The sequence below is a fragment of the Pseudonocardia sp. P1 genome (assembly GCF_000178675.2).
Classification (GTDB): domain Bacteria; phylum Actinomycetota; class Actinomycetes; order Mycobacteriales; family Pseudonocardiaceae; genus Pseudonocardia.
Map to the genome: position 1 here is coordinate 4,672,465 of NZ_ADUJ02000001.1, position 26,740 is coordinate 4,699,204.

Genomic DNA, 26,740 nt, shown 5'->3' on the forward strand with positions numbered 1-26,740 from the left:
CGCTAGGGTCAGGCGCCGTGCCCGACCTCTCGGCGATCGTGAAGGCCTACGACATCCGCGGTGTCGTCGGCGACCAGTTGGACGAGCCCACCGCCCGCGCACTGGGGGCGGCGACGGCGCGGCTGGTCGCGACCGACACCCCGGCTCCCGGCGCCGTGGTCGTCGGGCGGGACATGCGCGACAGCTCGCCGGCGCTGGCCGCGGCGTTCGCCGACGGCGTGACCGGGCAGGGGCTCGACGTCGTCGACATCGGCCTGGCCAGCACGGACATGCTCTACTACGCCTCCGGCTCGCTCGGGCTGCCCGGCGCGATGTTCACCGCCAGCCACAACCCGGCCCGCTACAACGGGATCAAGCTGTGCCGGGCGGGCGCGGTGCCGATCGGGCAGGACAGCGGCCTGGCGACGATCCGCGACGACGCGGCCCGCCTCCTCGGCGAGGGCGTGCCGGCGACCGGCACCGGGACCGTCCGCCGCGAGGACATGCTCACCGGGTACGCCCGGTACCTGCGCGAGCTGGTCGACCTGTCGACGCTGGCCGGGGCGCCCGAGCTGACCGTGGTCGTCGACGCCGGCAACGGTATGGGAGGGCACACCGTCCCGACCGTGTTCGACGGGCTCCACGTCCGCGTGGTGCCGCTGTACTTCGAGCTCGACGGGACCTTCCCGAACCACGAGGCGAACCCGCTCGACCCGGCGAACCTGGTCGACCTGCAGAAGGCCGTCGTCGCGGAGGGCGCCGACCTGGGCCTGGCCTTCGACGGCGACGCCGACCGGTGCTTCGCCGTGGACGAGCGCGGCGACGCCGTCAGCCCGAGTGCGATCACCGGGCTGGTCGCCGCCCGCGAGCTCGCCAGGGCGCAGGCGGCGGGGGAGACCGACGTCGCCGTCATCCACAACCTGATCACGTCGCGGGCGGTGCCGGAGCTCGTCGCCGAGCACGGCGGCCGCCCGGTCCGGACCCGCGTGGGGCATTCGTTCATCAAGCAGACGATGGCCGAGACCGGCGCCGTCTTCGGTGGTGAGCACTCGGCGCACTACTACTTCCGGGACTTCTGGAAGGCCGACTCCGGCATGCTCGCCGCCCTGCACCTGCTCGCCGCGCTCGGCGAGCAGCGGGCTGCGGCCGCCGCGTCCGGCACCGTGGCACCGCTGTCCGGCCTGATGGCGGGCTACGACCGCTACGCGGCGTCCGGCGAGATCAACTCCACGGTCGCCGACCAGGCCGCGAAGGTGGCCGAGATCGAGTCGCTCTACGGCCCCCGGGACGGGGTGGAGCTCGACCGGCTCGACGGCCTCACGGTGTCCCTGGCGGACGGCTCGTGGTTCAACCTGCGGGCGTCCAACACCGAGCCGCTGCTGCGGCTCAACGTGGAGGCGGCGGACGACGCCGCGGTGCGGGCGCTGGTCGACGAGGTGCTGGCGGTCGTGCGCGCCTGAGCGACACTCGCGGAGCGTGACGACAGCTCCGGAGCGTGCACCCCGGACGGCACCGCCGTACCCGGTCGGCTGCCGCGCGGTGTCGGGGCGTGGTGGCAGCATCGAACCGGAAGACATGACGACGAGGAGAACCGTGGCCGTACAGCTCGACCCCCAGCTGCTGGAGATCCTGGCCTGCCCGTGCGACGCGCACGCGCCGCTGCGGTCCGGCACGTCCGCCGAGCCCGGCGCCGACGCGCTCACCTGCGAGGCCTGCGGCCGGTCGTACCCCGTCACCGACGGGATCCCGGTCCTCCTGCTCGACGAGGCCCTGCCGGGCACCGGTCCCGCCGGGGACGACGGGTGAACGGGGTGCTGGACGACAGCCTGCTGGCCGATCCGGAGACGCTGATCGCCAGGGACACCACCGGTGTCCTGCGTGCGGCCGCGACCGCGGGCGCCCAGGTCCGGTCGGCCGCGCACGCGTGCGGCGAGGCCGGCCTCGACCGGCTGCGCGGGTTCCGGCCGCGGGCGCTGGTGCTGCTGCGCAGGCCGGGGGTCTCCGGTGCCGTCGCCGACCTGGTGACGGCGTTGCTGGGTGACCGTTGCCCGGTCCCGGTGGTGCACGCCGAGCGGGTGCCGGGCTGGATCGGCCCGCTGGACGTCGTCGTCGCGCACAGCACCGACTCCGCGGACCCCGAGCTGGCCGAGTCGATCGCCCTCGCGGTGCGCCGCGGCGCGGAGACCGTGCTGTCCGCCCCGGACCTCGGGCCGGTCGCACAGGCCGGTGCCGGCCGCGCCCGGCTGGTCGAGCCGCGCATCCCGCTGCCCGAGGGCCTCGGGTTCGCGCAGGCGCTCACCGTCGCCTTGACGACGGTCACCGAGCTGGAGCTGCTCGGCCCGGCACCGGACACCGAGGCACTGGCGGAGGTGCTCGACGAGGAGGCCGAGCGCTGCCAGCCGGGCCACGAGCCGTTCGTGAACCCGGCCAAGTCGCTGGCGCTGCGGATGGCCGAGCGGACCCCGCTGCTGTGGGGTGCCGACCCGGCGGCGGCCGCCGTCGCCCGGCACGGTGCGGACGCGCTCGCCACCCACGCGGGCGTCGTCGCGCAGGCCGACGGGCTCGGCCAGGCCGGCACGCTGGCCGGTCTGCGGGTCGCGATCGACCTGGGTGAGCGGGAGAACGACATCTTCCGTGACCCGTTCGACGACCCGGAGCCGGCCGCGGCAGCACTCCCGCCGCGGCTGGTGCTGCTCGGGACCGGCGAGGAGGACCCGCAGATGGTGAGCCGTCGCCTGCTCGGCCGGGAGTGGCCGAACGCCGACGTCGCGCACCCGGTGGAGGAGGTCCCGCGCGGGACCCGCGACGCCGTCCTGCGCCGGGCGCTGCTGCTCGCGCTGCGCGTCGACATCGCCGCCGTCTACCTGGGTCTGGCCACCCGGGCATCGATCGATCTCTGACCCCTCGCGCACCTGACACCGGGAGACCCGTGGAACTGCTGGAGAACCCGATCCGGACCTATGCCTGGGGATCGCGGACGGTCATCGCCGAACTGCTCGGCCAGCCCGTCCCGGCGCCCCACCCGCAGGCGGAACTGTGGTTGGGCGCGCACCCGGCCGCGCCGTCGAAGGTGCGCTCCGGGGACGCCGTGCGCCCGCTGCACGAGCTGATCGCCGCCGACCCTGCGGCGGCGCTGGGCCCCGGCCGCGGCCGCTGGGAGGGCAGGCTGCCGTTCCTGCTGAAGCTGCTGGCCGCGGACGAGCCGCTGTCGCTCCAGGCGCACCCGAGCCTGGAACAGGCCCGGGACGGCTGGGCCCGGGAGAACGCGGCGGGGCTGCCCGTCGACGCCCCGGACCGCAACTACCGCGACGCCAACCACAAGCCCGAGCTGATCTGCGCGCTCACCGACTTCGTCGCGCTGGTCGGGTTCCGGGAGCCGGCCAGCACCGTCGCGCTGCTCCGCGCGCTCGACGTGCCGGAGCTGGCGTCCTACGCCGAGCTGCTCGCCGGGCAGCCCAACCCGGACGGCCTGCGCGCGCTGTTCACCACCTGGATCACGCTGCCGCAGTCGCTGCTCGACGGGCTGGTGCCCGCCCTGCAGGGTGGTGCGGTCCGGCTGCTCGAGCGGGGGGCGGGGGAGTGGACAGGCGAGGCGAAGACGGTCCTCGACCTGTCCGAGCGCTACCCGGGTGACGCGGGCGTCCTCGCCGCGCTGTTGCTGAACCGGACCACCCTCGCCCCCGGCGAGGCGCTCTACCTGCCTGCCGGGAACCTCCACGCGTACCTCTCGGGCGCCGGCATCGAGCTGATGGCGAACTCCGACAACGTGCTGCGCGGCGGGCTCACCCCGAAGCACGTGGACGTGCCGGAGCTGCTGCGGGTCCTGGACTTCGCCGCACCGCCGCCCGCGGTCCGCCGGCCCGCCCCCGAGCGTGACGCCGACGGGTGGCACCGCTACGACGTGCCGGTCGAGGAGTTCCTGCTCCGCCGGGCCGACACCGGTGGCCGGGACAAGCTGGACGTGCCGGGCACCGGCGCCCGGATCATGCTGTGCACCTCCGGCGACGCCGCGGTCGAGGCAGGCGGCGCGGAGATCGAGCTGCCCCGCGGCGCCGCGGTGTACCTCTCGGCCGGCGACACGGGCGCCGTGCTCACCACCGGCGACGACGGCGCCACCGTCTTCCTGGCGGGCGACGCGCTCTGATCCGCGGGTCCCACGGCCCGCCGCGCCCGCCGATACGCTGCACCGCATGTCGGCCGGCGGCGGGACGAGGGCGATCATCGCGGCGTTGCTCGCGAACCTGGGGATCGCGGCGGCGAAGTTCGTCGGGTACCTGATCACCGGGGCGTCGTCGATGCTGGCCGAGGCGGTGCACTCGGTCGCCGACACCGCGAACCAGGGGCTGCTGCTGCTCGGCGGGAAGCGGGCCGCCCGGGCGGCCACGCCGGAGCACCCGTTCGGGTACGGGCGGGACCGCTACTTCTACGCCTTCGTCGTCGCGTTGCTGCTCTTCACCGCCGGTGCGGTGTTCGCGGTGTACGAGGGCCTGCACAAGCTGGCCGAGCCCGAGCCGCTGACCTCGCCGCTCGTCGCGGTCGTGATCCTGGTGGTCGCGATCTGCCTGGAGGGCTTCTCGTTCCGGACGGCGATGGCCGAGTCGCGTCCGCTCAAGGGCAACCGCAGCTGGTGGCTGTTCATCCGGCAGGCCAAGGCCCCGGAGCTGCCGGTGGTGCTGCTGGAGGACTTCGGCGCACTGATCGGCCTGTCGCTGGCGCTGGGCGGCGTCGGGCTGACCGTGCTGACCGGCGACCCGGTGTGGGACGCGGTCGGGACCCTGGGCATCGGGGTACTGCTCGGCGTCATCGCGATCGTCCTCGTCGTGGAGATGAAGAGCCTGCTCATCGGCGAGGGCGCGCTGCCGAAGGTGGTGGGCCGGATCGTCACCGAGCTGGAGGCCGGTGCGGACGTGCAGCGCTGCATCCACCTCAAGACCCAGTACCTGGGCCCGGAGGAGCTGCTGGTCGCGGCGAAGGTCGCCTTCACCCCCGGTATGACGCTGGAGCGGGTCGCCCGTGCCATCGACGAGGCCGAGGCCCGGGTGCGGGCGGCCGTGCCGGACGCGCGGGTCATCTACCTGGAGCCGGACCTGGACCGCAGTCCCGCCCCCGCGGAGGACGCCGGGGGCCTGGGAGCTCAGTAGGTGTCGGGCGCCCGGTGGTGCTCGAAGATCAGTGAGGTCCGGGTGCCTGCGACCTCTGGCCACGAGTTGAGCACCCCGACCAGCTGCCGCAGCGCCGCGGTGCCGGCGCTGGCGACGCGCAGCATGTAGTCGTCCTCGCCCGCCAGGAAGTAGACGTCGCGGACCTCGGCCAGCCCGGACGACCGGGTCACGAACTCGTCGAGCCGGTCGCGGGCGTCGGCCTGCAACGTCACGAAGATCATCGCCTGGAGCGGGTGGCCGGTGGCAGCGGGATCGACGTCGGCGTGGTAGCCGCGGATCACCCCGCGGTCCCGCAGGGCCCGGACCCGGCCGAGGCACGTCGACGGCGCGATCCCCACGGCCTCGGCGAGCGCGTTGTTCGGGGTCCGGGCGTCCTGCTCCAGCAGACGCAGCAGCCTGCGGTCGGTGCCGTCCAGCCGAACGACGTTCGGCTCGGCCGCCCATCGTGCCGCCGCCACCGAATCATCGTCACTCATGTCCACCGATCCGAGAATCTTCGTCGTTGGAGTTGGCACGATACCGCTTCTTCTTCATCCTTGACGGAGCCGATGGTGAGGAGAGGGACATGCGCGTCGCGGTGCCGAAGGAGACCAAGGACAACGAGTACCGGGTCGCGCTGACCCCGGCCGGGGTGCACGAGCTCGTCCAGCGCGGGCACGAGGTGGTCGTCCAGCACGACGCGGGCGCCGGCTCGGCCATCGCCGACGCCGACTACAAGGAGGCCGGCGCGCAGGTCCTCGCCGACCCGGCCGAGGTGTGGGGCTCCGCGGAGCTGCTGCTCAAGGTCAAGGAGCCGATCGGGTCGGAGTACGGCTTCCTGCGCCCCGACCTCACCCTGTTCACCTACCTGCACCTGGCCGCGTCCCGGCCGTGCACCGACGCGCTGCTCTCGGCGGGCACCACCTCCATCGCCTACGAGACCGTGCGCACCGCCGACGGCCGGCTGCCGCTGCTCGCCCCGATGAGCGAGGTCGCGGGCCGGCTGGCCCCGCAGGCCGGCGCCTACCACCTCATGCGCTCGGCCGGTGGCCGCGGCGTGCTGATGGGTGGCGTGCCCGGTGCCCCGGGCGCCGACGTCGTCGTGCTCGGCGCCGGTGTCGCGGGTGCGAACGCGATCGCCCTCGCGGCGGGCATGCACGCGCAGGTCACCGTGCTGGACATCGACGTCGACAAGCTCCGCGCGATCGACGAGCGCTACGCCGGCCGCGTCCGCACCGTGTACTCCACGCAGCTGGCGGTCCGCGAGGCCGTGACGAATGCCGACCTGGTCATCGGCGCGGTGCTGGTCCCGGGCGCGAAGGCCCCGACGCTGGTCCCGAACGAGCTGGTCGCGCAGATGCGCCCCGGCGCCGTGCTCGTCGACATCGCGATCGACCAGGGCGGCTGCTTCGAGGACTCCCGGCCGACCACGCACGCGGAGCCGACCTACGCCGTCCACGACACGGTCTTCTACTGCGTCGCGAACATGCCGGGCGCGGTGCCGCACACCTCCACCCGGGCGCTGACCAACGCGACGCTGCCGTACGTGCTGCGGCTGGCCGACCGTGGCTGGGAGGCCGCCACGGCCGACGACCCGGCGCTGGCGGCCGGCCTGTCCACGCACCGCGGCGCGCTGCTCTCGGCCGAGGTGGCCCAGGCCCACGGGCTGGAGCACGGGACGGTCTGACGCTCCCGGCGCACGGGATCACCGGTCCGGGGTCGCGACATGCCCGGGCGCGACACGGCAAACCGGACATATCGTTGCGCAATCTTATCGTGACCCTAAATCTGCTCCCCGGAGCGTGACGGGCACCGCACCACGGTCGTATTTTCACCGCTCATGACGGTCACGAACCGTGGTGGCGGAATCTTCCGCACCAAGACGGTCGAGCAATCCATCCGGGACACCGACGAACCGGACACCCGGCTGAAGAAGGACCTCGGGACGATCGATCTGATCGTCTTCGGGGTCGCGGTGGTCATCGGCGCCGGTATCTTCACCCTGGCCGCGAGTACGGCGGGCAACATCGCGGGTCCCGCGGTGTCGCTGTCGTTCGTCCTCGCCGCGGTCGCCTGCGGTCTCGCCGCACTCTGCTACGCCGAGTTCGCCTCCACCGTGCCGGTGGCGGGCAGCGCGTACACGTTCTCCTACGCCACGTTCGGCGAGTTCATCGCCTGGATCATCGGCTGGGACCTCGTGCTGGAGTTCGCGGTCGGCTCGGCGTACGTGTCGAAGGGCTGGTCGGAGTATCTGGCGCAGACACTCGGCCTGATCGGGCTCGACGTGTCGACCTCGTTCGAGCTGGGGAGCTTCTTCTCCTTCGACTGGGGCGCGCTGCTGCTCGTCCTCGTGCTGGCCTTCCTGCTGTACCGGGGCACCAAGCTGTCCAGCCGGGTCAGCCTGGTCATCACCACGATCAAGGTCGCGATCGTGCTGTTCGTGATCATCCTCGGGCTGTTCTACGTCAACGCCGCGAACTACACCCCGTTCGTGCCGGAGCCCACCCCCGGCACCACCGAGACCGGCACCGGCATCCAGCAGTCGCTGCTGTCGTTCTTCGGCGGGGCGTCGTCCAGCGTGTTCGGGATCTACGGCGTGTTCGCCGCGGCCGCCATCGTGTTCTTCGCCTTCATCGGCTTCGACGCGGTCGCGACCACCGCCGAGGAGACGAAGAACCCGTCCAAGGCGCTGCCCCGCGGCATCCTGGGCTCGCTCGCGATCGTCACCGTGCTCTACGTCGCGGTCGCGCTCGTGATCACCGGCATGGTGCCCTACACCGAGCTGGCGACCCAGCCCGACGGCACCCGCGCCACCCTGGCCACCGCGTTCGCCTCGCTCGGGGTGAACTGGGCGGCGACGATCATCGCGCTGGGCGCCCTGCTCGGCCTCACCACCGTCGTCATGGTGCTGATGCTCGGGCAGATCCGGGTCATCTTCGCGATGTCGCGCGACGGCCTGCTGCCCACCGGGCTGGCCAGGACGAACAACTACGGCACCCCCGGCCGGGCCACCTGGCTGATCGGCACCGTGATCGCGCTGGTCGCGACGTTCTTCCCGGCCGAGGACCTCGAGCAGATGGTCAACATCGGCACGCTGTTCGCGTTCGTGCTCGTCTCGATCGGCGTGGTCATCCTGCGCCGGACGCGGCCCGAGCTGCCGCGCGGCTTCCGGACCCCGCTGGTCCCGGTCGTGCCGATCCTGGCCGTGCTGGCCTGCGTCTGGCTGATGCTGAACCTGTCCGTCGAGACCTGGCTGCGGTTCGTCCTCTGGATGGTCATCGGTGTGGTCGTGTACTTCGCCTACTCGCGGCACCACTCCGTGCTGGCCCGCCGCGAGCGCGGCGAGCTCCCGGCCCAGATCGGCGGCTCCGGCGGGGCCGGCGGCGCCGGGGCCGGTGGCAGCTCCGGGGAGTCCTGACCCGCACCCGAACGACCTGCGACGGCGGCGTCCCGGCGATCGGGCGCCGCCGTCGTCGTACCTGGTTGTACGACCGAACGGTGCACTACGTATCTTTCCGCACCATGACGGCCAGAAGCCCCAATGGCGGGATCTTCCGCACCAAATCGGTCGAGCAGGCGATCAGGGACACCGAAGAACCGGAGTTCCAGCTCAAGAAGGCGCTCGGCCCGGTCCAGCTCACGATCATGGGTATCGGGGTGCTGATCGGCACCGGTGTCTTCGTCCTCGCCGGCGAGGCGGCTGCCCTGTACTCGGGGCCCGCGGTCGCGCTGTCCTTCCTGATCAGCGGCATCGTCTGCGCGCTGGCGGCGCTCTGCTACGCCGAGTTCGCGTCCTCGGTCCCGGTGGCGGGCAGCGCCTACACGTTCTCCTACGCGTCGATGGGCGAGTTCATCGCCTGGATGATCGGCTGGGACCTCGTCCTGGAGTTCACGCTCGGCGCGGCCACGGTCTCCAAGGGCTGGGGCGGCTACTTCGACACCGTGATGGCGGGCATCGGGCTGCCGGTCCCCGACGCGATCTCCGCAGGCCCCGGTGGCGGCGGGATCATCGACCTGCCCGCCGTCTTCATCGCGCTGCTGATGATGGCGGTGCTCATCGTCGGCATCCGGCTCTCGGCCTGGGTGAACGCCACCGTCACCTCGCTGAAGCTGCTCATCGTCGGCGGGATCATCCTGATCGGCTCGTTCTACGTGACCGGGTCGAACTGGACGCCCTTCATCCCCGAGTCCCGGCCGGCCGACTACTCGAGCGACGCCGGGACACCGCTGCTGCTCGACCTGTTCGGCATCGACACCGCCTTCGGCCTGACCGGCGTGTTCACCGGCGCGGCGCTGGTGTTCTTCGCCTACCTCGGCTTCGACATCGTCGCCACGCTGTCGGAGGAGGTGAAGAACCCGCAGCGGACGATGCCGATCGGGATCATCGCCTCGCTGACCATCGCGACGCTGCTCTACATCATCGTCTCGCTGATCTACACCGGGATCCTGCCGTACGAGCAGCTCGGCGTGGAGGCGCCGGCCGCCGCGGCCATGGCCGCCACCGGCCTGCCGGCAGCCGAGTTCATCATCTCGTTCGGCATCCTGATCGGGCTCACCGTCGTGATCATGACGCTGATGCTCGGCCAGACCCGGGTGGCGTTCGCGATGAGCCGCGACCGGCTGCTGCCGCCGTGGCTGGCCCGGGTGCACCCGACCTACCGCACCCCGTACCGGCTGACGATCATCACCGGTGTGACCGCGGCGGTCCTGGGCGGCTTCCTGGAGCTCACCGAGCTGGGGCAGCTGGTCAACATCGGCACGCTGGCCGCGTTCGTCCTGGTCTCGATCGGCGTGATCGTGCTGCGGAAGCGCCGTCCGGACCTGCCGCGCACGTTCCGGGTGCCGTTCATGCCGGTGCTGCCGATCGTGTCCGCGGTGGCCTGCTTCGGTGTCGCGCTGTTCCTGCCGGCCGACACCTGGATCCGGTTCTTCGGCTGGATGGCGCTCGGTGCGGTGATCTACTTCGCCTACGGCCGTCGTCGCAGCCGCCTCGCGACCGGGCAGACGCTGGCCGAGATCGCGTCCGAGGCCCGCGGGGGGAAGACCCCGCAGACCGCCGTGGGCTCCACCGACCGGTCGGCGGACGACGACGGCTCCACCGGCTCGTCCTCCTGACCGACCTCCCGACGACCACGGCGCCGGCGTCCCGGTGATCCCGGGGGCGCCGCCGCCGTCGTCGAAGCGGGTCCGTGCCCGGTCGGTCAGGTCGGCAGCGCGTAGCCCTCGAACCGCTCCCGCAGCGTCCGCTTCGAGAACTTCCCGACCGAGGTCTTCGGCACCTCGTCGATGAACTCGACCGCGTCGGGCAGCCACCAGCGCGCCACCCGCGGGGTCAGGAACTCCAGGAGCTCCTCGGCGGTGAGCGTGCTCCCCGGCTCGACGACCACGCACGCCAGCGGGCGTTCCACCCACTTCTCGTGCGGGACGCCGATCACCGCCGCCTCGGCCACCCGCGGGTGCGCCATGATCTCGTTCTCCAGCTCGACGGTGCCGATCCACTCGCCACCGGACTTGATGAGGTCCTTGGTGCGGTCGACCAGGCGGAACGAGCCGTACGGGTCGACGGCGGCGACGTCGCCGGTGCGCAGCCAGCCGTCGTCGGTGAACTGGGTGCCGCCGCCCTCGCCGCGGTGGTACCCGGCGGCGATCCACGGCCCGGACGCCTGGACCTCGCCGGTGGCATGGTCGTCCCAGGGCATCTCCTCGCCGGTGTCCGGGTCGGCGATGCGCATCTCCACCAGCGGCACCGGCCTGCCCTGGCGGACCCGGGCGGCGGCGAGCTCCTCCTCGGAGGCGCCGTCGAGGTGCGTGCCGAGGATGCCGACCGTCCCGACCGGCGAGGTCTCTGTCATGCCCCACAGGTGTGTCAGGGGCAGGCCGAGGGTCCGGCGGTACTCCTCGGAGAGCGCCTTCGGGACCGCCGAACCCCCGCAGATGATCATCCGCAGCGACGTCAGGTCGTGCTCGGCGAGCAGCGGGAGCGCGTTCATCCAGATCGTCGGGACGCCGCCGGTGATGGTCACCCGGTGCCGCTCGATCAGGTCCAGCAGCGAGCCGGGCGAGAGGTCCGGCCCGGGGAACACCATCGCGGTGCCGGCGAGCAGGCAGCCGTAGGGCAGCCCCCAGCAGTTCGCGTGGAACATCGGGACCACCGGCATGACGACGTCGCGCTCGGCCAGCGCCGGCCCGTCGGCGATCAGCGTGACCATCGAGTGCAGCATCGTCGAGCGGTGGCTGTAGACCACGCCCTTCGGGTTGCCGGTGGTGCCGGACGTGTAGCACATCGCGGCGGCCGTGTTCTCGTCCTCGACCTCGAACCGGCCCTCGTACGGCGCGGCGGCGGCGAGCAGCTCCTCGTAGTCGCGGATCCGCGGGTCGTCCGGGACCGGGGTGTCCGCGCCGTCGTCGAGCACCACCACGTGCCGCACCCCCGGCAGCCGGTCGACGTGCGGCCAGAGCAGCCCGAGCAGCGACCGGTCGACGAAGACGACCTCGTCCCCGGCGTGGTCGGCGACGTAGACCAGCTGGTCGGGGTGCAGCCGGATGTTGAGCGTGTGCAGCACCCGGCCGGTGCACGGTGCGGCCAGGTAGAGCTCCAGGTGCCGGGAGGTGTTCCAGCAGAACGTGCCGACCCGGCCGCCGTCCGAGATGCCGAGCGTGTCGAGGGCGGTCGCGAGCCGCCGCACCCGGACCGCCCACTCGGCGACCGTGACGGTCCGCTCCGTGCCGTCCGGACGGGCCGTGACCAGGGTCTTGTGGCCGAACAGCTGCTCGGCCCGGTGGAAGATGTGCGGGAGGGTCAGGGGCCGGTCCTGCATCAGTCCGAGCATCGTCGCTCCGTTCCGTCGCGGTGCGCACTCTCGTGCGGTCCACCGGTGACCGTAGCGTCGATCTGTGAGCCGCCTCACCACCTGACGGGGCCGGTCGGCTGGGGGAACGCTCCGTCCGGGCACTCCTGGTGACGGCCCGACCGCACTACGCTCGCCCCCCATGACCGATCCGCGTTCCGGCGCCCCGGATGATCCGGACACCGCCGCGGTCTGCCTGGACGTCGGCTCCAGCTGGACGAAGGCGGTGCTGGTCCACCCGGACGGCACACCCGCCGGTTTCGCCGAGCACCCGACGACCGCGGACGTGATCGAGGGGGTCGACGCGGCGGTCGCCGCCGCGGCGGCGTCGATCGGGAGACGGACCGGTGGGCCTGCCCTGGAGGTGCTCGCCTGCTCCTCGGCGGGCGGGCCGCTGCGGCTCGCCGTCGTCGGGGCGGACCGGCTCGCGGCGACCGAGGCCGCGCACCGGGCGTGCCGGTCGGCGGGGGCGCGGGTGGTGGGGGTGCACACCGGCCCGCTGGAGAGCGACGCGGTCCGCGAGCTCACCGATCAGCGTCCCGGCGCGGTCCTGCTGCTGGGCGGGGCCGAGGGCGAGGACCCCGGCGTCGTCCTGCACAACGCCGGGCGGCTCGCCCGGACCCGGGGTGGCTGGTCGGTGCTGCTCGCCGTCGCCGACGCCGCCCGGGACGAGGCCCTCGACCTGCTGCGGGCGGGGGGCCGGGACGTGACCTCGTACCCGAACGCGACGCCCCGTCCCGGGGAGATCGTGACCGGGCCGGTGCGCGACGCCGTCGCCGAGCTCTACGCGGGCCAGGCGCTCGGGGTGCGGTCGGGGCCCGGCGGGTTCGGCGACCTGGCACCCGTCCGCACACCGGTCGCGGTGGCGGCCGGTGCCGGGGTGCTGGCCCGGCTGACGGGGACCGGGGTGCTGGTCGTCGACGTCGGGTCGGCGACGACCGGGGTGCACCTGGGGACGCCCGGGCCCGGTTCCGGGGTGATGACGGTCGAGGGTGACCTCGGCGTCCGGGACGGGGCCGGCGGCGTGCTGGTGGAGGCGCAGACCGAGGGGCTCGTCGATCCGGTCGAGGCCGACCTGCTGGCCCCGGCCGTCGCGGCGCTGGAGGCGTCCGGTCCGGCGGTGCCCGCCGACCGGGGTGCGGCCGCCGAGGACCGCAGGCTCGCCGCGATCGCCGCCGTCGTCGCGCTGCGCCGGCACCTGCGGCACACCGGCCTCCTCCCCGCGGACGTCCCCGGGGCTGCGCCGGACCGGATCGCGCCCGTTCCGGCGGAGCCGGCCGCCGGCCCGGCCGGTGACATCGGTCTCGTCGTCCTCACCGGGGGAGTGTTCCGCCAGCGCGACCCCGCCGCGCTGGCCGCGGTCGCCGAGACGGTGCGTCGTGACCCCGTCCTGCCGGCGATGCTCGCGCAGGTCGAGGTCCGGGTGGACACCGAGTCCGTGCTCGCCCCGGCCGGTCTCCTGGCAGCGCACGGCCGGGAGGACGCCGCCCGTGCGCTGCTCGTCGAGCGCCTCGGCGGGTGAGCGTCGTCCGGTTGACACCCTCCGGGTCCCTGGGAACGATGGTTCCTGCGAGAGAGCCGGGCGCCGAGAGGCGCTGCAGCGGTCACGCACCCGCACGGGTGCCGCCGCCACGCTCGGGGCCCGGCCCGGCACGGACGAGGAAAGGGCGCCTGTCTCCGACGAGGAGGGAGGGCGCCGTGCTTCCGTGTACGCCGCACTTCGCCTCCGCCGGAGTCCTTCCCGTCCGGGATGCGGCCGGTAGCACCGGTCGCACGGATGAGTCCGACACGACCGCCCGAGGAGGCGCACCCACCCCATGACCGCATCCGAGACGACCGGCCACCCGAAGCTGCAGAACGTCAACGGCCTCGACTTCGCGATCGCCGACATCAACGAGGCGGAGTACGGCCGGAAGGACATCCGGCTGGCCGAGAACGAGATGCCGGGCCTGATCGACCTGCGCCGCGAGTACGCCGAGGCCAAGCCGCTCGCCGGGGCGCGGATCGCCGGGTCGCTGCACATGACCACGCAGACCGCGGTCCTCATCGAGACCCTGGTCAGCCTGGGTGCCGACGTGCGCTGGGTCTCCTGCAACATCTTCTCCACCCAGGACTACGCCGCGGCGGCCACCGTCGTCGGCCCGAACGGGACGCCGGAGAACCCGCAGGGCGTGCCGGTCTTCGCCTGGAAGGGCGAGACCCTGGAGGAGTACTGGTGGTGCACGGAGCAGCTGTTCAAGTTCCGTGACGCCAACGGCGACATCGTCGGCCCGAACATGATCCTCGACGACGGTGGCGACGCCACGCTGCTCGTGCACAAGGGTGTCGAGTTCGAGGAGACCGGCGTCGTGCCGACCGTCGCCGACGACGACGAGACCGTCGCCGACGAGGAGCGGGTCGTCCTGGCGACCCTGCGCCGCAGCCTCGCCGAGGACCCGAAGCGCTGGACCACCATCAACTCGGACATCCGCGGCGTCACCGAGGAGACCACCACCGGCGTCAACCGCCTGTACCAGCTCGCCGAGCAGGGCAAGCTGCTGTTCCCGGCGATCAACGTCAACGACTCGGTCACCAAGTCGAAGTTCGACAACAAGTACGGCATCCGGCACTCGCTGCTGGACGGCCTGAACCGCGCCACCGACGTGCTGATCGGCGGCAAGGTCGCGGTCGTCGCCGGCTACGGCGACGTCGGCAAGGGCTGCGCCGAGGCGCTGGCCGGCCAGGGTGCCCGCGTGATCGTCTCCGAGGTCGACCCGATCTGCGCCCTCCAGGCGCTGCTCGAGGGCTTCCAGGTGGCGAAGGTCGAGGACGTCATCCACACCGCCGACGTCGTGGTCACCACGACCGGCAACAAGGACATCGTCACGACCGAGCTGATGCAGAAGATGAAGCACCAGGCGATCCTGTGCAACGTCGGTCACTTCGACAACGAGATCGACATGGCCGGGCTGGGCCGCATCACGGGCATCAACAAGATCAACATCAAGCCGCAGGTCGACGAGTGGATCTTCCCGGACGGGCACTCGATCCTGGTGCTCTCCGAGGGCCGGCTGATGAACCTCGGCAACGCGACCGGCCACCCGTCGTTCGTCATGTCGAACTCGTTCGCGAACCAGACGATCGCCCAGATCGAGCTGTTCACCAAGCACGACGAGTACAACAAGGACGTCTACCGTCTGCCGAAGCACCTCGACGAGAAGGTCGCCAAGGTGCACGTGCTGGCGCTGGGTGGTGAGCTGACCAAGCTCAGCAAGGACCAGGCCGAGTACATCGGCGTGGACGTCGAGGGCCCGTACAAGCCGGAGCACTACCGGTACTGATCGGGAGGGCCCCTCGGGGTCCGGGTTTCTCCGTCCGACGGCGCGGTGGCTGCAGCCGCCGCGCCGTCGGCGTGTCCAGGGGGTTCGTCCGTGATCGACCGCGGTTCCGGGGACGGCTGGGTGCACTGCGCCCACGGTCACAAGCACTGGGGGGTGTTCGGCGCCGCGGGCCTGCTGGTCCGGCACCGCGCCGCGGAGGACCCGCCAGGGGTGGAACGGATCCTGTTGCAGCACCGGGCGGGCTGGAGCCACCACGGTGGGACCTGGGGCATCCCGGGCGGTGCCCGTGACCGGGGCGAGTCCGCGCACGACACCGCGCTGCGCGAGGCGGCGGAGGAGAGCACGCTCGACACCGCGGCGGTGGCCACGCTCGACGAGTTCGTCGACGACCACGGCGGCTGGACGTACACGACCGTGGTCGTGCGTGCCCTCGAGGCGCCGCCGGTCGGCGTGCGCGGTGCGGAGAGCACCGAGCTGCGCTGGGTGCGCACCGACCGCCTCGGCGAGCTGGACCTGCACCCCGGGTTCGCGACCACGTGGCCCGTGGTCCGGGCCATCGGCGCCTGACCTAGGGTCAGCGCCCGTGGGACGGCTGGTGGTCATCGAGGGGCTGGACGGTGCCGGGAAGCGCACCTTCGCCGGCCGGCTGACCGCTGCGCTGCGCGCCGGGGGCGCCACGGTCACCTCGGCCGCGTTCCCCCGCTACGACGACGACGTGCACGCCGAGCTGGCCCGCGACGCGCTCTACGGGCGGATGGGCGACCTCGCGTCGTCGGTGCACGCCATGGCGGTGCTGTTCGCGCTCGACCGGCGCGACGCCGCGGCCGGGCTGCGGGCGTCGCTCGGCACGCACGACGTCGTGCTGGTCGACCGGTACGTCGCCTCCAACGCCGCCTACAACGCCGCGCGGCTCGGCCAGGACGCCCGTGGCGAGGTCGTCGGCTGGGTCAGGGAGCTCGAGATCGACCGGTTCGGTATCCCGGTCCCCGACCACCAGCTGCTCCTCGCCCCACCGCGCGCGGTCGCCGCCGAGCGGGCCCGCGCGCGGGAGCTGACCGAGGCCCGGCAACGGGACGCCTACGAGAGCGACGACGCCCTGCAGGCCCGGACCGACGCCGTGTACCGCCAGCTCGCCGACGCCGCCTGGCTGAGCCCGTGGACGGTGCTGGGCGATCCGGCCGACCCGGCCGGGCTCGTCGCCGACCTGCTGCAACGACCCTGACCACCGGACTGGGATAGTGAGGAACATGAAGTCGCGCGTGCTGGTGGTCGACGACGACCCGGCCCTGGCCGAGATGCTCACCATCGTGCTGCGGGGCGAGGGATTCGAGACCGCGGTCGTCTCCGACGGCACGCGGGCGCTTCCCGCCGTCCGGGACATGCAGCCCGACGTGGTGCTCCTCGACCTGATGCTGCCCGGGATGAACGGCATCGACGTGTGCCGGGCGATCCGCGCGGAGTCGGGCGTCCCGATCGTCATGCTCACCGCGAAGAGCGACACGGTCGACGTCGTGCTCGGCCTGGAGTCCGGCGCCGACGACTACGTCGTCAAGCCGTTCAAGCCGAAGGAGCTCGTCGCGCGGATCCGGGCCCGGGTCCGCCGCATCGAGACCGAACCGGCCGAGCAGCTCTCGATCGGTGAGATCGACATCGACGTCCCCGCGCACCAGGTGACGCGCGGGGGAAGGCCGATCGCGCTCACCCCGCTCGAGTTCGACCTGCTCGTGGCGCTCGCCCGCAAGCCGCGCCAGGTGTTCACCCGGGAGGTCCTGCTCGAGCAGGTCTGGGGGTACCGGCACGCGGCCGACACCCGTTTGGTGAACGTGCACGTGCAGCGTCTGCGGTCCAAGGTGGAGCGCGACCCGGAACGCCCCGAGGTGGTCCTGACCGTCCGCGGGGTGGGGTACAAGGCCGGGCCCCCGTGACCGGGTCCGGTCGCCGGCGATGAGCCGGGGCGGACTGCGTCGCAGGCTCGCCGGCGTGCCCGGGGTGCGCCGGATCGCCCGCGCGCTGGCGCCGCTGCGGGCGCAGGCGCACGAGCTCGGCGCGCTGGTCGCGGCGTCCTGGCGGCGGTCGCTGCAGCTCCGGGTCGTGGTGTCGACCCTCGCGCTGTCGACGGCCGTCGTGCTCGTGCTCGGGCTGGTGCTGCAGAGCGAGATCACCGAGCGGCTGTTGCAGAGCAAGGCCAACGGCGCGTTCGTGCAGGCGGACACCAGCCGGGTGGTACTGGAGGGCGAGCTCTCGGGCGTCGACCCGGACCGCGAGGGCGCGCAGGAGACGCTCGACTCGGCGTTGCAGCGGCTGACGAACACCCAGTCCTCCGCGCCCGGCTCGTCGGCCGCCGGTGACTACCGCGCCGCACTGACGACCGGCTCCGGCAACGGGCCGGAGGTCTCGTCCGGTGACGTCGGACAGGTCACCTCCGAGCTGCGCGACACCGTCGCCGAGGGCGGCATGGGCCGCCAGTACGTGACGGTCGACGGCGTACCCACGCTCGTGATCGGGCAGCCGGTCGCGACGGCGGGCCGCGAGCTGCAGTTCTACCTGCTGTTCCCGCTCGAGGGGGAACGGCTGACGCTGAACCTCGTCCAGAGCACGCTGATCGTCGGCGGGCTCGTGCTCCTGGTCCTGCTCGCCGCGATCGCCAGCCTGGTCACCCGGCAGGTGGTGCGGCCGATCCGGCACGCCGCCGACGTGGCGGAACGCTTCGCGGGTGGCCACCTCGACGAGCGCATGGCGGTCCGCGGTGAGGACGAGGTCGCCCGGCTCGCCGAGTCCTACAACGAGATGGCCGGAAGCCTCGCGGCGCAGATCGCGCAGCTCGAGGAGTTCGGTGCGCTGCAGCGCCGGTTCACCTCCGACGTGAGCCACGAGCTGCGCACCCCGCTGACGACGGTCCGGATGGCCGCCGACGTGCTCTACGCCTCCCGCGACGAGCTCCTGCCCGCCCTGCGCCGCAGCTCCGAGCTGCTGGTCACCGAGCTGGACCGGTTCGAGGTGCTGCTGGCCGACCTGCTGGAGATCTCCCGGCTCGACGCCGGTGTCGCCGAGCTGGGTGCCGAGCGGATCGACCTGTCGGCCGTGGTGCGCCACGCCGTCGACGCCGTCCGCGGCCTGGCCGCCGACGCCGGCACCGAGCTGGTGCTCGACCTCCCCGAGGGCGAGGGGGTGGAGGCCGACCCGCGGCGGGTCGAGAGGATCGTGCGGAACCTGGTGGCGAACGCGATCGACCACGGGGAGGGACAGCAGGTGGAGGTGACGATGGCCGGCGATCCCGCGGCCGTCGCGGTCGTCGTGCGCGACCACGGTGTCGGGCTGCGGCCCGGCGAGGCGGACCTGGTGTTCAACCGGTTCTGGCGGGCCGAGGAGTCCCGCGCCCGGCGCAGCGGCGGCACCGGGCTGGGGCTGTCGATCAGCATCGAGGACGCCCGGCTGCACGGTGGCTGGCTCCAGGCGTGGGGCGAGCCCGGCAAGGGATCGGCCTTCCGGCTCACGCTGCCCCGGCAGATCGGCGGTCACATCTCCACCCCGCCGCTGCCGCTGGGCCCGCCCTCGGGCGACGACGAGGCCGGTACCCCGCGCGACGGACGAGCGGGATCGGTGCCCACCCCGCCCCGCGGGATCAGCGCCCGCCGCGACGACGTCCGCGGCCCGCGCGACGAGCCGCGCCCGGTGCACGCCGAGGACGCGTGGCAGATCCGCGGCGACGAGCACGCACCGGTGCAGCCCGCCGAGCGGGCCATCACCGACCCCGGTGGTGACCGGTGACCGCCCGGCGGGACACCGTGCCCGCGCTGCGATGGGCCGCCCGGGTCGGGATGGTCGTCTGTCTCGCGGTGCTGGCCGGCTGCGCCAGTGTGCCGGAGCACTCGTCGGTCCAGGTCCTGCGGCAGAGCGGCGCGGACGGTGCGGCGCTGCCGGACGGCCCGATCGAGGACGCCGATCCGCTCGGCCTGGTCCGCGGGTTCGTCTACGCCTCCGGCCGTCCCGACGACCGGCACGCGCTGGCCCGCCGCTATCTCGCCGCCCCGGCGTCGAGCTGGGACGACGGCGCATCGCTGACGGTGCTCACCGAGCGCTTCGACACCGTCTTCGCCCCGGACACCGCCGCGGCCGGCCCGGACCGCGCGGTCGTACGCGTGCGCGGTGCGCAGCTCGGCACGGTCAGCGCCTCCGGGGCGTTCGAGCCGGCCCCGCAGCCGGTCGAGGTCGACATCGGTGTCGTGCGCCAGGACGACCACTGGCGGATCGACCGGCTCCCGCCCGGGGTGATGGTCCGGCTCTCCGACTTCCGCGCGAACTACCGGTCGCTGCGGGCGTGGTTCGTCGACCCGCAGCGGGGCTCGTTGCTGGCGGATCCCCACTACGTCCCCAGCACCCGGCAGAACCAGCTGGCCGCCCGTGCGACCGAGGTCCTGATGCGCGGGCCGTCCGACGGGCTGGCCGGCGCGGCCACCACGCTGTTCCCCGCCACCGCCCGCCTGCGCTCGGCCGTCACGGAGTCGCCGGACGGCGTCGTGGTCGTCGACCTCGCCGGGGTGTCCGGGCTCTCCCCGCAGGACCGGCAGCTGCTCGCCGCGCAGATCGCGTCCACGCTGTCGGAGGTGAGCGTGCCGCGGGTGCGCGTGCTCTCCGACGGCGAACCGCTGCTGCCGGACCGGCCCGAGGTCACCCGGGACGACTTCGCGGCGCTCGTCGCCGGGCCGGAGCGGATGCCGACGTACCCGCTCGTCGTCGACGGCGGCCGGGTCCGCCGGCTGGTCGAGGGCGGGCAGGACGCTCCCGTCCCCGGCCAGGCGGGCAACGGCTCCTTCGACGTGGTCGACGCCGCGACCGCGACGCGGACCGACCGGATCGCCGTGGTCTCCCGGGAGGAGAGCGGCACCCAGCGACTCCTGGTCGGCCCGTCCGGCGGGACGCTCACCGCGACGCCGGTCTCCGGCGCGGTCGTCACCGCGCTGAGCTGGAACGCGGCCGGGGACGAGATCTGGGCGGTCGCCGACGGCAGGCTGCGCCGGGTCGCGGTGCCGGCGGCGGAGCCTCCGGCGGAGGCGCCGCTGGACACCAGGGTGCTCGACGGCGTCCGGGAGATCCGCGACATCGCACTCGCCAGGGAGGGCGGTCGCGTCGCGGTCGTCGCCGACGGGCGCGTGCTGGTCGGGCCGATCGTGCCCGGCCCCGGCGGTGCACAGGCGATCGGGCCGTTGCGCGAGCTGCGGCCCGACGACCTGGAGGACGCCGTGGCCGTCGACTGGCGGTCCAGTGAGCAGCTCGTCGTCGCCGCCGACTCCGACCGGCCCGTCTCGCTGGTGACCCTCGACGGCCTGATCCTCGACCAGTTGCCCGGCACCAACCTCACCTCTCCTCTGCGTGCGGTGACCGCCGCCCCGGGACGGCCGATCTACGTGACCGACCGGACCGGCCTGTGGAGCTTCTCCGGCGGGGAGCTGGACGCGTGGCGGCAGACGGTCGGTGCCACCACCGGCGCGCGCCCCTTCTATCCGGGCTGACCGGCCGCCGGTCCCTCAGCGGTGATCCTGCGGCACCGGGGCGCCGGCGGACCGCCCGATCCGCGGCCTGTGGACGGATCCGGCACTTGTGGACAACTCCTGGTCCGGGGCCGGCGACGGCCGACCGGTGCCGGTGCTCCGGTGCACTCTCCGGACCATGACGACCCACCGTGCCCCGACACCGTTCGCCGCCCTGCTGGACCTGCTGCTGCCCCGGACCTGCGGGGGGTGCGGCGCGGGGCCGCCGGGCAGTGGCGGCTGGTGCCCGGCCTGCGCCGACGACACAGCGGGCCCGATCGCGGTCCGGGTCCCGGGCGCGGGGCGGGTCGTGGCGGCCGCGCGCTACCGGGGGCCGTTGCGCCGGGCCGTGCTGGCCTACAAGGAGCGCGGGCGTCGTGACCTGGCGCCGGAGCTGGCGGCGCTGCTCGTCCCCGCGGTCGCCGCGGTCCTGCCCGGTGGGCCGGGAGCGGTGGGCCCGGCCCGGGCCGACCCGGGCCGGGTCTGGCTGGTGCCGGCCCCGTCCCGGCCGTCGGCGGCGCGGGCGCGCGGGGGAGACCACGTCCTTCGGCTGTGCCGGGCGCTGGCCCCCCGGCTGACCGCCGCGGGGCTCCCGGCACGGGTGCTCCCGGTCCTCGCGCTGGACCGGCGGGCGCGGGACTCGGTCGGGCTCGACGCCGCGGCCCGCGCGGAGAACCTCGCCTCCGCGCTGCGCCCGGCGGGCGGCGCCCGTCGTGGTCCGGGCCCGGACGAGCCGGTGCTGCTGGTCGACGACGTCGTCACCACCGGAGCGACGCTGCGTGCGTGCCACCCGGTACTGGCGCGGATCGGGGTGCCGGCGGCCGGGTCGGTGCTGCTGGCCGATGCGACGACCCCGGTCCGCTCGCGGTGAACCGCACGAACCAGTGACTGCCGTCATGTGATGGTCGTCACATACGACTGTTTGCCGCAGCATGTCCCGAACGGCTTCCGGAGATGACCACTGTGGACTCCACGTGTGTGTCCTCCCGGTGAGCGGGAGGAAGTGACGGGCGTGTGTCACTCGGCTGCCACGAGATCGTCGCGGAGTGCGGTGATCGCGAGTCGTACGTCCCCCGAGCGGGTCGGCGAACGACCTGTCGGGCAGACGGCTTTACCGATAACGTCCGGTGAACTCGCAGCCGCTACCACATCAGGAGGAGCGACCGATAGCCCACCCCCCGGGGCCGTCGTCGAGTCCCGGGTCAGCACGACTGAAGCGAGGGATGTCCGAGTGGAGATCGTCGTCACCGGCCGGAACGTCGAGGTTCCCGACCACTTCCGTGGTCTGGTCGAGGAGAAGCTCAGCCGCCTGGAACGTCACGACCACAAGATCGTCGGGATGGAGGTGGTGCTCTTCCACGAGCCGAACCGCCGTCAGCAGAAGTCCTGCCAGCGAGTGGAGATCACCGGCCGCGGCGGCTGCGGAGCCGTCGCCCGTGCCGAGGCGTCGGGGCCCGACTTCTACGCCGCCCTGGACCTGGCCGCGGGCAAGCTCGCCGAGCGTCTGCGCCGTTCCCACGACCGCCGTAAGCCCAGCCGTCGCGACCGCGTGCAGGCGTCCCGAGCCGCCGCGACCGCGTCCGCCGTCGCACTCATGGAGCAGGCCCCGCCGATCTCCGACACCATCCCGGCCCCCCGTGCGCACGACGAGACCCTTCCGGACGCCGAGATCGCCCGGCTCGAGGAGCAGTGGGACGCCGAGTACCGGCCCGGGCGGATCGTGCGGGAGAAGACCCACGGCGCCGCGCCCATGACGGTGGACGAGGCGCTGTCCCGGATGGAGCTCGTCGGTCACGACTTCTACCTGTTCTCCTGCAGCGAGAGCGGCCGTCCGTCCGTCGTCTACCGGCGGCACGGCTACGACTACGGCGTGATCCGGCTCGGCGGCTGACCGTCCGGCGCGGGTGCACGGCCGCCCACGGCGGTGCACCCGCGCCCGGCGGCTCCCGCGGTGGCCGGACCGGCGGGTCACGGGCGCGTGGAGCGTGCGGTGGCCGCAGCGGCGCGGGGCCGGACGTGGCGGGCACGTACGATGGCGCCAGGGCGGTGTGACCTCCTCCGGCGAGTGACGCCCGTCCCGTGTCCTGACCGCGACGTGAATGAGGTCGGCAGTGCCCTTCCTGAGTCGACTCCTCCGGGCCGGCGAGACCAAGCTGGTGAAGCGGCTCGGCAAGATCGCCGCGCACATCGACGGTCTGGAGCCCGAGTTCGAGGGCCTCACCGACGCACAGCTGCGCGCGAAGACCGACGAGTTCCGCCGCCGCCACGGCGACGGCGAGAGCCTCGACTCCCTGCTGCCCGAGGCCTTCGCCACGGTGCGGGAGGCCGCCCAGCGCACGCTCGGGCAGCGCCCCTTCACCGTGCAGCTGATGGGTGCCGGAGCGCTGCACATGGGCAACGTCTCCGAGATGGGCACCGGTGAGGGCAAGACCCTCACCTCGACCCTGGCCGTCTACCTGAACGCGATCCCCGGCGACGGCGTCCACGTCATCACGACGAACGACTACCTGGCCAAGCGCGACTCGGAGACGATGGGCCGGATCCACCGCTGGCTGGGCCTCACCGTCGGCGTGATCCTGGCCGAGATGACGCCCGTGGAGCGCCGCGAGCAGTACGCGCGCGACGTCACCTACGGCACGAACAACGAGTTCGGCTTCGACTACCTGCGCGACAACATGGCGTGGAACGCCGCCGACATGGTGCAGCGCGGGCACAACTTCGCCATCGTCGACGAGGCGGACTCGATCCTCATCGACGAGGCCCGTACGCCGCTGATCATCTCCGGCCCGGCCGAGCAGAGCGCCCGGTGGTACCAGGAGTTCGCGCGCCTGGCACCGATGCTGTCCCGCGACATCCACTACGAGGTCGACGAGCGCAAGCGCACCGTCGGCATCACGGAGGAGGGTGTCGCGCTCATCGAGGACCAGCTCGGCATCGACAACCTCTACGAGTCCGCGAACACTCCGCTGGTCGGCTACCTGAACAACGCGGTCAAGGCCAAGGAGCTGTTCAAGAAGGACAAGGACTACATCGTCAACAGCGGTGAGGTCCTGATCGTCGACGAGTTCACCGGCCGCGTGCTGTCCGGCCGTCGCTACAACGAGGGCATGCACCAGGCGATCGAGGCGAAGGAAAGCGTCGAGATCAAGCCGGAGAACCAGACCCTCGCGACGATCACCCTGCAGAACTTCTTCCGTCTCTACGACAAGCTCGCCGGCATGACCGGTACGGCCCAGACCGAGGCCGCCGAGCTGCACGAGATCTACAAGATGTCGGTCGTCACGATCCCGCCGAACAAGCCGCGGGTCCGGGCCGACCAGGCCGACCTCATCTACAAGACCGAGGCCGCGAAGTTCGAGGCCGTCGCCGACGACATCGCCGAGAAGCACCACGCGGGGCAGCCCGTGCTGATCGGTACGACGAGCGTCGAGAAGTCCGAGTACCTGGCGAAGCTGCTGCTCCGGCGCAGCGTCCCGCACGAGGTCCTGAACGCGAAGAACCACGCCCGTGAGGCTGCGATCATCGCGCAGGCCGGGCACGCCGGCGCCGTCACCGTGGCCACGAACATGGCTGGTCGCGGTACCGACATCATGCTCGGCGGGAACCCCGAGTTCCTCGCCGACCTGGAGCTGCGCAGCCAGGGGCTGGACCCGGTCGAGACCCGTGAGCAGTACGAGGCCGCGTGGGACGCCGTCCTCGACCGGATGCGCAAGCAGGTCGGCGCCGAAGCGGAGGAGGTCCGCAACGCGGGCGGCCTCTACGTGCTCGGCACCGAACGGCACGAGTCCCGCCGGATCGACAACCAGCTGCGTGGCCGGTCCGGCCGGCAGGGCGACCCCGGTGAGTCCCGGTTCTACCTCTCGCTCGGCGACGAGCTCATGCGCCGCTTCAACGGCCAGGTCGTCGAATCGATCATGAACCGGTTCAACCTGCCGGACGACGTGCCGATCGAGGCCAAGATGGTCACGCGCGCCATCCGCAGCGCGCAGACCCAGGTCGAGCAGCAGAACTTCGAGATCCGGAAGAACGTCCTCAAGTACGACGAGGTCCTCAACCAGCAGCGCAAGGTCATCTACGACGAGCGCCGCCGGGTGCTCGACGGCGAGGACGTGCAGCGCCAGACCCGGAACATGCTCGAGGACGTCGTCCACGGCTACATCACCGGCGCGACGGCCGAGGGCTACTCCGAGGACTGGGACTTCGAGAAGCTCTGGACCGCGCTGCGCGGCCTCTACCCGATCTCGATCGACTGGCGCACCCTCGCCGACGACGTCGACGAGATCTCGGCCGAGGAGCTGGAGAAGTCCGTCCTCGACGACGCCGAGCGGGCCTACGCCCGGCGCGAGGCGGAGATCGACGCGCTGATCGGCCCGCAGGGCGGCATGCGTGAGCTCGAGCGCCAGGTGCTGATGCAGGTCATCGACCGCAAGTGGCGCGAGCACCTCTACGAGATGGACTACCTCAAGGAGGGCATCGGGTTGCGGGCCATGGCCCAGCGCGACCCGGTGATCGAGTACCAGCGCGAGGGGTTCGACATGTTCTCCGCGATGCTCGAGGGCATCAAGGAGGAGACGATCGGCCACCTGTTCAACGTCGTCGTCCAGGTGCAGCAGCCGGCCGCCCCGGTGCAGGAGGAGGAGCCGGTCACCACCGAGATCCCGGTGATCCGCCGGGCGCCGGCCGAGGACCCGAGCGAGAGCACGGTGGTCCTGCCGAACCTCTTCCGCACCACCCCGCCGCAGAACCTGCAGTACAGCGGCCCGGAGGAGGGCGGTGGCGTCAGCCGCCGCGGCGAGGACGGCGCTCCCGCCGCGGCGGGTACCGGCCGGACCGGTCGCTACGCGGCGCGCCCGGCCCAGGGGCCGCCCCCCGGCGGCGTGCCGAACGGTGCCGCGTCGCAGGGCGACGGCGGGTCGAACCGGGCCGAGCGCCGGCGCGCGGAGAAGGCGAACCGCCGGCGCCGCTGACCGGCACCGCCGTGCCGGTGGCCGTCAGAGCAGCCGGACGGCGGTGACCCGCCAGTGCGGGCCACCGGGCCTCCGGTCGAGACGCAGCACGAGCGCACGGGTCCGACCGGTGACGGGCAGCGTGGTGCAGACCTCGGCGGCGTCCGGGTGCGGTTGTGCGACGTGCACCCGGCCCGCCCACCGGCCGGCGGGCCGCGGCGTCCCGCACCCCGGAGCGCCGGCCCGCCCTCCGCGGCCGACGGTGGACCGCGCCGGCCGTGCGGCGGTGCCCGTGCGGGCGGCGGTGAGGTAGCGGAGCACCTGCGGTGTGACGACCGGCCCCAGCTGCGCCGGGGCGCGGCGGCCGGTCAGGACCTCGGCGACGAGCCGGGTCAGCTCGGCGGCGCGGACCCGGGTCGCCGGGGCGTCCGGTGGGACGACGTCGGGCGGCTCCACCTCCGGTGCCGGCGGCCCCGGGAGCGGTGCCGGCCGGGGCGGACGGCCCGACCTCATCCGGAACCCGCCCGGGAGCACGACGACGAGTCCCGGTGGCAGGTCGGCGGGGACGTCGTCGAGGGTCCGGGCTACGAGAACCGTCTCGCCGGCGGACGGTGGCACGTCCCCGACGTGAGCACCGGCAGGACCGGCGGCACCGGCGGGACCGGCGGCACCCGCGGCACCGGGGGCGCCGGCGGCACCGGGGGCGCCGGCCGCGGCGACGACAGGTGCGCGAGGAGCGGGGAGCGGGGCGGTGCCGGGGCCGGAAAGGACGGCCCCGGCGACGGGAGGTGCGGGCGCGGCGCCGGGAGACGTGGTCACGCGTCCAGCCTGCGGAGCCGGCCGCCGCCGAGGACCGGTCCGGCCGGGATCCGTTCCTGCACCGTCCGTTCCTGCACCGTCCGTTCCTGCACCGTCCGTTCCCGCACCGTGCGAGTCCGCACCGTGCGAGTCCGCACCGTGCGAGTCCGCACCGTGCGA

General features: G+C 73.2%; 22 protein-coding genes. 18 read left to right on the top strand and 4 right to left on the bottom strand.

Annotated features, from left to right (window positions below):
• Positions 1-17: 17 nt before the first annotated feature.
• The 5 genes from PP1_RS21600 to PP1_RS21620 all read left to right on the top strand — a co-directional run bounded on the left by PP1_RS21600 (position 18) and on the right by PP1_RS21620 (position 5,120).
• Positions 18-1,439, top strand: a complete 1,422-nt coding sequence (locus PP1_RS21600; RefSeq protein ID WP_010232835.1) for a phosphomannomutase/phosphoglucomutase — start codon at positions 18-20, stop codon at positions 1,437-1,439.
• A gap of 133 nt (positions 1,440-1,572) precedes the next feature.
• Positions 1,573-1,785, top strand: coding sequence for a Trm112 family protein (locus PP1_RS21605; RefSeq protein ID WP_010232833.1), 213 nt, complete (start codon positions 1,573-1,575; stop codon positions 1,783-1,785).
• Positions 1,782-2,879, top strand: a complete 1,098-nt coding sequence (locus PP1_RS21610; protein ID WP_227012774.1) for an SIS domain-containing protein — start codon at positions 1,782-1,784, stop codon at positions 2,877-2,879. The genes PP1_RS21605 and PP1_RS21610 overlap by 4 nt, the downstream gene beginning before the upstream one ends.
• A gap of 29 nt (positions 2,880-2,908) precedes the next feature.
• Positions 2,909-4,123: a mannose-6-phosphate isomerase, class I gene (gene manA, locus PP1_RS21615; protein ID WP_010233929.1), complete on the top strand. Its 1,215-nt coding sequence runs from the start codon at positions 2,909-2,911 to the stop codon at positions 4,121-4,123.
• A 46-nt stretch (positions 4,124-4,169) separates the two neighbouring features.
• Positions 4,170-5,120 carry a cation diffusion facilitator family transporter gene (locus PP1_RS21620; RefSeq protein ID WP_010233927.1) on the top strand — a complete coding sequence of 317 codons (951 nt, stop codon included), beginning with the start codon at positions 4,170-4,172 and terminating at the stop codon, positions 5,118-5,120.
• On the opposite strand, the gene PP1_RS21625 is transcribed toward PP1_RS21620, so the two are convergent.
• Positions 5,114-5,617 carry an Lrp/AsnC family transcriptional regulator gene (locus tag PP1_RS21625; protein WP_050802438.1) on the bottom strand — a complete coding sequence of 168 codons (504 nt, stop codon included), beginning with the start codon at positions 5,615-5,617 and terminating at the stop codon, positions 5,114-5,116. The genes PP1_RS21620 and PP1_RS21625 overlap by 7 nt on opposite strands.
• Before the next feature lie 89 nt (positions 5,618-5,706).
• Here PP1_RS21625 and ald point away from each other — a divergent pair, with 89 nt between their 5' ends.
• The 3 genes from ald to PP1_RS21640 all read left to right on the top strand — a co-directional run bounded on the left by ald (position 5,707) and on the right by PP1_RS21640 (position 10,235).
• Positions 5,707-6,807 (top strand): alanine dehydrogenase, encoded by a 1,101-nt coding sequence (ald, locus tag PP1_RS21630; protein ID WP_010233920.1) that lies wholly within the window; start codon positions 5,707-5,709, stop codon positions 6,805-6,807.
• A 153-nt stretch (positions 6,808-6,960) separates the two neighbouring features.
• Positions 6,961-8,538: an amino acid permease gene (locus tag PP1_RS21635; protein ID WP_010233917.1), complete on the top strand. Its 1,578-nt coding sequence runs from the start codon at positions 6,961-6,963 to the stop codon at positions 8,536-8,538.
• Positions 8,539-8,642: 104 nt separating this feature from the next.
• Positions 8,643-10,235, top strand: a complete 1,593-nt coding sequence (locus tag PP1_RS21640) for an amino acid permease (RefSeq protein WP_010233914.1) — start codon at positions 8,643-8,645, stop codon at positions 10,233-10,235.
• Between the two features lie 86 nt (positions 10,236-10,321).
• Here PP1_RS21640 and PP1_RS21645 read toward each other — a convergent pair whose 3' ends face one another.
• Positions 10,322-11,950, bottom strand: a complete 1,629-nt coding sequence (locus PP1_RS21645; RefSeq protein ID WP_010233911.1) for a long-chain fatty acid--CoA ligase — start codon at positions 11,948-11,950, stop codon at positions 10,322-10,324.
• 160 nt (positions 11,951-12,110) lie between these two features.
• Here PP1_RS21645 and PP1_RS21650 point away from each other — a divergent pair, with 160 nt between their 5' ends.
• The 10 genes from PP1_RS21650 (at position 12,111) to secA (ending at position 25,783) form a co-directional block, all read left to right on the top strand.
• A complete protein-coding gene (locus PP1_RS21650) occupies positions 12,111-13,490 on the top strand; it encodes a glutamate mutase L (RefSeq protein ID WP_075314679.1) in 1,380 nt (459 codons plus the stop codon).
• Between the two features lie 295 nt (positions 13,491-13,785).
• The gene (gene ahcY, locus PP1_RS21655) at positions 13,786-15,288 is read left to right on the top strand and encodes an adenosylhomocysteinase (protein ID WP_010240528.1); all 1,503 of its coding nucleotides are present in this window, start codon (positions 13,786-13,788) and stop codon (positions 15,286-15,288) included.
• A 90-nt stretch (positions 15,289-15,378) separates the two neighbouring features.
• Complete coding sequence (locus PP1_RS21660) at positions 15,379-15,855, top strand: NUDIX hydrolase (protein ID WP_010240531.1); 477 nt, start codon at positions 15,379-15,381, stop codon at positions 15,853-15,855.
• Positions 15,856-15,871: 16 nt separating this feature from the next.
• The gene (locus PP1_RS21665; RefSeq protein ID WP_010240534.1) at positions 15,872-16,510 is read left to right on the top strand and encodes a dTMP kinase; all 639 of its coding nucleotides are present in this window, start codon (positions 15,872-15,874) and stop codon (positions 16,508-16,510) included.
• Positions 16,511-16,535: 25 nt separating this feature from the next.
• Positions 16,536-17,213, top strand: coding sequence for an MtrAB system response regulator MtrA (gene mtrA / locus PP1_RS21670; protein ID WP_010240537.1), 678 nt, complete (start codon positions 16,536-16,538; stop codon positions 17,211-17,213).
• Between the two features lie 19 nt (positions 17,214-17,232).
• On the top strand, positions 17,233-19,056 hold the full coding sequence (gene mtrB, locus PP1_RS21675) for an MtrAB system histidine kinase MtrB (protein WP_010240540.1): 1,824 nt from the start codon (positions 17,233-17,235) through the stop codon (positions 19,054-19,056).
• Positions 19,053-20,798, top strand: coding sequence for an LpqB family beta-propeller domain-containing protein (locus tag PP1_RS21680; protein WP_010240542.1), 1,746 nt, complete (start codon positions 19,053-19,055; stop codon positions 20,796-20,798). The genes mtrB and PP1_RS21680 overlap by 4 nt, the downstream gene beginning before the upstream one ends.
• A 157-nt stretch (positions 20,799-20,955) precedes the next feature.
• Entirely contained in the window at positions 20,956-21,687 is a 732-nt protein-coding gene (locus tag PP1_RS21685; protein ID WP_075315221.1) for a ComF family protein, read from the top strand.
• Positions 21,688-22,047: 360 nt separating this feature from the next.
• Complete coding sequence (gene hpf / locus PP1_RS21690) at positions 22,048-22,707, top strand: ribosome hibernation-promoting factor, HPF/YfiA family (protein ID WP_010239734.1); 660 nt, start codon at positions 22,048-22,050, stop codon at positions 22,705-22,707.
• A gap of 220 nt (positions 22,708-22,927) precedes the next feature.
• Positions 22,928-25,783, top strand: coding sequence for a preprotein translocase subunit SecA (secA, locus tag PP1_RS21695; protein WP_249266045.1), 2,856 nt, complete (start codon positions 22,928-22,930; stop codon positions 25,781-25,783).
• Positions 25,784-25,807: 24 nt separating this feature from the next.
• On the opposite strand, the gene PP1_RS21700 is transcribed toward secA, so the two are convergent.
• Together PP1_RS21700 and PP1_RS21705 are read right to left on the bottom strand one after the other, a co-directional pair.
• Positions 25,808-26,581, bottom strand: a complete 774-nt coding sequence (locus PP1_RS21700) for an Rv3235 family protein (RefSeq protein ID WP_060574924.1) — start codon at positions 26,579-26,581, stop codon at positions 25,808-25,810.
• On the bottom strand, positions 26,578-26,703 hold the full coding sequence (locus PP1_RS21705) for a hypothetical protein (RefSeq protein WP_283161939.1): 126 nt from the start codon (positions 26,701-26,703) through the stop codon (positions 26,578-26,580). Before PP1_RS21705 ends, PP1_RS21700 begins: the two co-directional genes overlap by 4 nt.
• Positions 26,704-26,740 lie beyond the last annotated feature (37 nt).